Raw genomic sequence first — 7,514 nt, forward strand, 5'->3', positions numbered from 1 at the left:
AAGATCCGTCCTTTTCCAAAACGCAGGGTGAATGGCCCCGCAGGGGCAAGGGAGGGGCCTGTGGGGGATGCGCCTGGAAAAGGACACTCAGGACGGGCAGGGCAGTTTTTCGGCAGGAAACGAGCCCTGTCCGTCCTGCAGCCTTTTGTCCAAACCAAATCCAGGCGCCTGTCTGCACATGCCTTCCTGCCTCACTCCAGCGTCAGGTAGGCCGCTGTGAGCAACCCCGCCAGGAGACAGAAGCAGATCATGCCGGGATTTTCAAAAAACAACCTCCATTTGCGCGCCTCCGGGAAGCCGGAGCCGCCGGGGGCGAAGGAGAGCTCCCGGCGCCGGGCGAGGAAAAAGGTCACCCCCAGCACAATCGCCGTCAGTACGAACACGCCCAGCGCCGCATCGCCCCAGGCGCCCACCCGCTCCAGCAGGGGCGCCAGGGCCACGGACACGGCATTCACCAGGGCGTGGAGCAGCACCGTCTGCCAGAGCCGCCCGGTCCGCAGCATCACATAGGCAAAAATCACCCCCAGGGCAAAGGCGTAAAACATCTGGTTCAGGTTTCCGTGGAACAGGCCGAAGCACAGCGCCGAGGCGAACACGGCAAACCGGTCCCCATAGGGCCGCAGCCGGTCCAGCAGCAGGCGCCGGAACATCAGCTCTTCCGCCGCGGGCGCGATCACGCACCCCAGCAGCAGATTCAGTGCCGCAGGGTAATTCTGGATGCTCTCGACCGGGTTGCTCACCGGCGCGCCCCGCAGCTGCCCGACGACCCACAGAAGCGCCAGCGTGGCATAGTTGGCCAGGTACAGGGCCGCCAGAGACATGCAGTACGTCTGAAAAAAGCGTACCGGCCCCAAGGGCGCGCCCCGCACCGGGCCCGGCGCGGCCGGCGCGGGGCGGATCACCAGGCAAAATACCGGAACGCTGATCCCATAGACGGAAAGGACGCAGAGCAGCCACAAAAACAGGCTGTTCCCCGTCAGGCCGGGCGCACAGACGCCCACGATCAGGAGGATCCCCGCCTGCGCCAACAGCATGGAGAGCATCTGGGCAAACAGCGCCCAGCCCAGCCGCGAAAAGTGCTGGCAGTGACCGCGCAGCAGCCGCGCCGTCTCGTCTGAGCGCGTGCTGTGCCATGGCTCGTACATCCGCGCCCCTCCCTCACAAGATATGATCCGCTCCGATGCATGCCGCGCAGCGCAGCGCGCAGCAGCTGCTTTGTCCATTCTATTATATCAAGTTTTCTTCCCTAGAGCAAGAAACAAAATATTGACTTATTTTTGGTTCGTGATACAATATATAGTATTACAATCCGTTGTTCGGAGGAGAGTGTCTTATGCCTATTTCTGAGAACGCCAAGGCCGTGCTGGAGCGGCGCTACCTGGCCCGAAACGAAGCGGGCGAGCCGATTGAAACGGTGGACGGCCTGTTCCACCGGGTCGCCGATGCGGTCGCCGCAGCCGACGCCGTCTTCGATCCCAAGGCCGATGTGGCGGCCACCGCCCGTGCGTTTTACGGGATGATGACCGAGCTGGATTTCCTGCCCAATTCCCCTACGCTGATGAATGCGGGCCGTCCGTTGGGACAGCTGTCCGCCTGTTTCGTACTGCCGGTGGCAGACTCCATGGAGGACATTTTCGATGCCATCAAAAACGCCGCCCTCATCCATAAGTCCGGCGGCGGCACCGGCTTCTCCTTTTCCCGGCTGCGGCCCAAGGGCTCGACGGTGAATTCCACCGGCGGCGTGGCCAGCGGCCCGGTATCTTTTATGAAGGTCTTCAACGCCGCCACCGAGGCGGTCAAACAGGGCGGCACCCGGCGTGGGGCGAATATGGGCATCCTACGTGTGGACCACCCGGATATTATGGATTTCATCACCTGTAAGAACAACACCTCCGAGATCACAAACTTTAATATTTCGGTCGGCATTACCGAGTCCTTTATGGAGGCGGTGGGCCGGGACGGGATGTACGACCTGGTGGACCCGGCCACGGGCTCCTCCACCGGCCAGCTGCGGGCCCGGTCGGTCTTTGACGCCATTGTCACCTCCGCCTGGCAGACCGGTGAGCCGGGCATCCTCTTCCTGGATCGTCTCAACCGGGACAACGCCGTCCCGGCCCAGGGGGAGATCGAGTCCACCAATCCCTGCGGGGAGCAGCCCCTGCTGCCCTATGAAAGCTGTAACCTGGGTTCCATCAACCTGGTCAACCACCTGAAACGGACTCCGGAGGGCTATACGCTGGATCAGGACAAGCTGGAGCGCACCATTTGCACCGCCGTTCACTTTCTGGATAACGTCATCGAGGTCAACCAATACCCCCTGCCCCAAATCGGGGAGACGACCCGCGCCACCCGGAAGATCGGCCTGGGTGTGATGGGCTTTGCGGATATGCTGCTCTACCTGGGCGTTCCTTATGACAGCGAAGAGGGCGTGGCCCTGGCCCGCGAGGTCATGGACACGGTAAATACCGTCGGTCATCAGGCCAGCCGCCGGCTGGCCGAACAGCGCGGCCCCTTCCCCCTCTTCAGCCAGAGCATCTATAAGGACGGCGCGCCCCTGCGCAACGCCACGGTCACCACCATCGCCCCCACCGGCACCCTGTCCATCCTGGCGGGGGTGAGCAGCGGCGTGGAGCCGGTGTTCGCCTACGCCTATATCCGCAACGTCATGGACAACACCCACCTCATTGAGACCAACCAGATCCTGAAGGATAAGCTTCTGGAGGCGGGCGTCTATTCCGACGCGCTGATGCGCCAGATCGTGGAGCAGGGTTCTCTGGCCCACGTGGACGGCATTCCGGAAGAGATCCGCCGGGTCTTCGTCTGCGCCCATGACGTATCCCCCATCTGGCACGTAAAGATGCAGGCCGCGTTCCAGCAGTACACCGACAACGCAGTGAGCAAGACGGTCAACTTCCCCCATTCCGCCTCCAGGGAAGAGGTGGCCGAGGTCTACCGTCTGGCCTATACCCTGGGCTGCAAAGGCACCACGATCTATCGGGACGGCAGCCGCAGCGAACAGGTGCTCAACATCGGCAAGGTCAACGACGGAAGGCAGACCTCTGCCGACCCTGCCCACGAATACGGCCACATCCTCCCCCGGCAGCGTCCGGCCGTAACCACCGGCTTTACGGAAAAGGTACGCATCGGCTGCGGAAACCTGTATATCACCGTCAATTATGACGAAAAGGGCATCTGCGAGGTGTTCACCAACACCGGCCGCGCGGGCGGCTGCCCCAGCCAGAGCGAGGCCACCGCCCGCCTGGTGAGCGTGGGCATTCGTTCCGGCATGGACCCCAAGGAGATCATCCAGCAGCTCAAGGGCATCCGCTGTCCCTCCTGCCTGCGGCAGCAGGGCGTACCCGTCACCTCCTGCCCGGATGCCATTGCCAAGGCGTTGGAGAAGGTGCTCAAGGTCTCTCAGCAGAGCCACGACCCCATCCCCGCCCCCATGAGCGAAACGCCGTCCGCGCCCATTCCCCGGCCCGGCATGAGTCCTGCGGAGGCCAAACTGGCAAAGTTCTGCCCGGAATGCGGCAGCAAGCTGGAGCATGAGGGCGGCTGCGTCACCTGCCGGGACTGCGGCTATTCCAAATGCGGCTGATATGAATTCTCAATAAAACGATTCCATCGTTTTATTGAGGCCGCTGCAAGCGGCCCGGCGGCGCAGCCGCCAAAGAATGTTGTCAATCCGTTTCCTGCGCGCCGCAGGCGCTGCGGCGCACGGCGCCGCGCTAAAAAGCCTTTTAAAGGCATTACCGCATGCTTCAACGCGTGCGGATCGGCGCGAAAATTTGTGCCGCAAAAAGGCGCAAAACCGCAGGAATACTTTGTGTATTGCAAAGTTTTGCAACGCATTTGTGGGGCAAATTAGCCGCCAAGACGTGCGTGGGGAATTGTGCGGTGTTGCCTAAAGGTTTTTAGCAAGAAACAGGATTATGCCTGGCTCCTCCTGTTCGCTGAGGATCGGATGGAACACGAAAAAAAAACGGATCGTCCCCCGCTGCGCTCTGGGGGGCGATCCGTTTTTTACGACCCTTTGGGGGGCTCAGGACGGGCATTGGGGCATAGCGGCAGCCTCATTTTTGGAAATAATTGTATAATAACGTCCCTCTTTTCCGCCCGGACCGGGCAGGGGTGAAGGAGGGATGCCGAATGGCACAGTATACACCCCATTACGGGCTCCACCAGTGGGAGCCGGAGGACAGCTTTTTACGGGAGGATTTCAATCAGGATCTGGCCAGGATCGACGCCGCCCTGGGCCAGATGTCCGGCTTTGTATGCGGCAGCTTCACAGGAAACGGAGGGACCCAGGAGATCTCGCTTGGCTTCCGCCCCAGGCTTCTGATCATGGTGGAAGATGAGACCAGCCATAAAATGTGTATGGCTGCGGACGGGCTCACCTATGACTACATCTGCTTTACCGACACCGGCTTTCAGGTGACCTACAACAGCACATACGTTTATATTGGCAACCGCCGGAGCACCACCTACACCTATCTGGCCCTGCGGTGAGGGCAAAAACGGAACCCCGGGCAAAAGCCCGGGGTTCCGTTTTTTGTTTGACCAGAAATTTCTCGAAGGAAATTACTGGTTGGTCACCGTAAGGGTCGGGGTCTGGTTCGCGTCGCTAACCGTAATGGTAGTGGGGCTGACCTGCACGCTATCACCTTCAACGGTAACGTTGTGCTGACCATTGGCCAGATACAGAACGTCATCGTTGTAAACGGTCATGCCATCCACCTTCACAGTGACGCTCTTGCCGCTGTTGTTGACGATGGTCAGGTCGACCGCATACACGCGGGTCAGGGTGAGGTTGTAGGTGATAGAGGTGCCATCCTTGTAGACCACGGTAGCCGACTTAATATCGGCGGGCACATTGACCTTATCAATGTCGCTGTCGTTCAGATGCTCACGCACCAGAGCGGCAACCTGGCGGGCAGTCAGGCTGGCGGCATAATGGTCGATATTCAGGGTGCCCGTAGTGGGCTCGCTGACCTTGGTGTAGCCGTACACGGGATCAGTGGGCTTCTCAGGGGTAGTGGTATCCTTATCCCAGATGAAGGCGGTACGGATCACGCTGCCCTCGCTAGTGGTGGGGATGATAACGGCGTTCACGTCCACATAAGTGAAGGTGCCGGCCACGGGCTCGTCAGAGGCGGAAGTCATGTCGGTGACATCCCACACCTTGGCGCTGTCGGGCAGAGCGTAGTAGACATTGCCGTTGACGGTGCCGACCTTCAGCAGGTTGGCGGTCTGGGCGTTCTGCACGCTGTTGGACACGACGCTGTAGGTGCCGTCGCTGTTGGCAACATAGGCATAGGCCTTCTTGTAGGCGCTGTTGTCCTTGTTGTCAAAGTTGTAGCCGCCGTCGTCCTTGATCTCGATCTCCTTGGCGGTGCCGTCCTCGAAGACCACGTTCAGCCACAGCTTGTCGGAAGCGGTGTAGGCGTTGCGGTTCAGGACGAACATGTAGTCGCGGCTGGAAGCGGTGGTGTTGGCGTTGAAGAGGATGACCTCAGCCAGCTTGGTGGGCGCCAGCTTCTTGGCTTCGTTCTTCTGCAGCACGGGGTAGACCTGGACAGCGGGATCATTGGCGGCATCCACCTTGCCCATGTTCTGCCAGCCGACCGCCACGCCGTAGTTCTTGCTGTCGGTGTAGTAGAAGGCCACGGTGTTGCGGTCGATGGCGTAGGTCACGTCGTTCTGAACGCCGTCAGCCTTCAGGACCACGCTGGCATCGCCGGAATCGTAGGTCTTCTTCAGGGTCCAGTCGGTGTTGGGGCCGTTCTTGGCAACATCGTTCACGGACTTGGCGTTGGTGGCGATGTAGGCGTACTCGCCGCCGGCCTGGTTGCCGTTCTCGGCCACATAGCCGTCATTGCCCAGAGTGTGGGTCTTCAGCACGCTCTTGATGGTCAGCACGTCGTCATCGGACAGGGTGTAGGTGATGACTGTGCCGATCGCGGCGCCCAGGGTGTTGTCAGTGGCCTGGTTCACGTCGCGGGTGCCCAGGTAGGACTCCAGAGCGGCATCGTCAGCAAACGCCTTGCTGCTGCCCACGGAAGCCTTCCAGTTGATGTCATAGGTGGCCTCGGTGCCGTCAGCCTTCAGGACCTTCACCATGCCGGACTTGGTCAGGGCGTTCTGGGTCCAGGCGGAATTCAGAACCAGAGCGTAGTTGGTCACGGTCTCCTCAGCGGGACGAATGGCGACCACATACTCGCCGGTGGAATCCAGAATGAAGTCATAAGCGGTGTCAAAGCCGGGGGTGGTGTTGGCCTTGCCGATCTCGAAGTGGGTCAGGTCAACGTCCACCAGGGAGGCGGCGTCGGGGATGAAGGACTGCTTGTAGGTCTCGCCCTCGACGGTGATGTACAGCTCGCTGGCCTTGTCGCGGTCAACGCGGGTCATCTTGCCGGTGACGATCTCGGGCAGGGAGATGTAGGTGCGGCCGCCGTACTGGACGTACAGCACCACATCGTTGGTAGCGACCTCGTCGTTGAAGACCACGTTCTCGAAGTCCTCGGAGAAGGAGTCGGCCTTCTGGGTCAGCTTGCCGTTGTTGTCGCGGGCATAGCTGTACAGGGAGATGGTCTCGTTCTTCACGCTGTAGGAGCGGACCTCGGAGAGGGTCTCCATCAGGTACAGAACATAGTCCACAGTGCCGTCGTCATCGTTGTCGATGACTTCGGCGGAGATGCCGTTCAGGTTGAACTTGGCGGTGTCATAGTACTCATTGATGGCGGCCTCAGCAGCAGCCTGAGTCTTGTAATAGCCGTAGTTCACATAGTACTGGGTATCCTTGTCGGCAGCCAGGCCAGTGCCCTTCAGGAACTTGGCCAGGGTGTCGCTGTTGGCGGTGGTGGACTTGATGACGTTCACGTCGTCCTTGGTGGACACGCCCAGAACCTTGGAGTTGGAGAGGATGGTGGTCTTCTCGATGTACACGGTCACGGTCTTGCCGATCATATCGACCGTGGTGTCCATGCTCAGGGACAGATCGCCGACATACTCCTTGGACTCGCCGGTGACGGTGGAAGCGGTGGTGGAGCCGTACAGGACGACCTCCTCCAGGTTGGTCTTGCCGGAACGCAGGGCGGCGTCAGAGTCGGTGCCGTCCAGCTGAGCCCACTTGTTGCCGGTCACAACGCCTTCCAGCTTGTACACGCCGTACATGGCGCTCAGGATGGTGCGGTGATCGGAGAAGGCGATAGCGTAGCCGTTCTCATACTTCTGGATCATCTCAACGTCCAGGGCGTTGTGGATCAGCAGAGCGGCGTCATCACGGCTCAGGGGGAGCATGATGTTCTTGGTGAAGTTACGGAACAGGCCCAGGCTGGAAGCCTTGGCGTTGGTGTTGATGGCCCAGTCGGTGCCCACGAAGCCCTCGATGGAGGGATCGTAGCCGGCGGCCACCAGCAGCATCTTGGCGGCCTCGGCGCCGGTCACGTTGGCGGCGGGGTCGAAGCGGCCGTCGCCGCGGCCGGCGATGATGCCCAGGGTGAAGCAGTAGT

The 7,514-nt window shown here is 60.7% G+C and carries 5 protein-coding genes; 2 read left to right on the forward strand and 3 right to left on the reverse strand.

Features of this window, described 5'->3' with window-relative positions:
• Positions 1-191: 191 nt before the first annotated feature.
• Positions 192-1,145 carry a CPBP family intramembrane glutamic endopeptidase gene (locus H8S57_RS13005; protein ID WP_186908463.1) on the reverse strand — a complete coding sequence of 318 codons (954 nt, stop codon included), beginning with the start codon at positions 1,143-1,145 and terminating at the stop codon, positions 192-194.
• Between the two features lie 188 nt (positions 1,146-1,333).
• On the opposite strand from H8S57_RS13005, the gene H8S57_RS13010 reads away from it, so the two are divergent.
• Positions 1,334-3,601 carry a vitamin B12-dependent ribonucleotide reductase gene (locus H8S57_RS13010; protein WP_186908464.1) on the forward strand — a complete coding sequence of 756 codons (2,268 nt, stop codon included), beginning with the start codon at positions 1,334-1,336 and terminating at the stop codon, positions 3,599-3,601.
• Here H8S57_RS13010 and H8S57_RS13015 read toward each other — a convergent pair.
• Positions 3,583-3,840 carry a hypothetical protein gene (locus tag H8S57_RS13015; RefSeq protein ID WP_186908465.1) on the reverse strand — a complete coding sequence of 86 codons (258 nt, stop codon included), beginning with the start codon at positions 3,838-3,840 and terminating at the stop codon, positions 3,583-3,585. The two genes, H8S57_RS13010 and H8S57_RS13015, sit on opposite strands and share 19 nt — an antisense overlap.
• Before the next feature lie 312 nt (positions 3,841-4,152).
• Between H8S57_RS13015 and H8S57_RS13020 the strand changes: the two genes are divergently transcribed.
• Positions 4,153-4,512, forward strand: coding sequence for a hypothetical protein (locus H8S57_RS13020; protein WP_186908469.1), 360 nt, complete (start codon positions 4,153-4,155; stop codon positions 4,510-4,512).
• 72 nt (positions 4,513-4,584) lie between these two features.
• Here H8S57_RS13020 and H8S57_RS13025 read toward each other — a convergent pair.
• A partial coding sequence (locus H8S57_RS13025; protein ID WP_186908466.1) for an S-layer homology domain-containing protein occupies positions 4,585-7,514 on the reverse strand: 2,930 nt, incomplete at its 5' end.

The sequence above is a fragment of the Lawsonibacter hominis genome, from assembly GCF_014287895.1.
In the GTDB taxonomy this organism is placed as follows: domain Bacteria; phylum Bacillota; class Clostridia; order Oscillospirales; family Oscillospiraceae; genus Lawsonibacter_A; species Lawsonibacter_A hominis.

What these genes read in the sequence shown, in the direction of transcription:
- H8S57_RS13005 (WP_186908463.1), bottom strand. Translation starts at nt 1,145, where the DNA reads ATGTACGAGCCATGGCACAGCACGCGCTCAGACGAGACGGCGCGGCTG.
- H8S57_RS13010 (WP_186908464.1), top strand. Translation starts at nt 1,334, where the DNA reads ATGCCTATTTCTGAGAACGCCAAGGCCGTGCTGGAGCGGCGCTACCTG.
- H8S57_RS13020 (WP_186908469.1), top strand. Translation starts at nt 4,153, where the DNA reads ATGGCACAGTATACACCCCATTACGGGCTCCACCAGTGGGAGCCGGAG.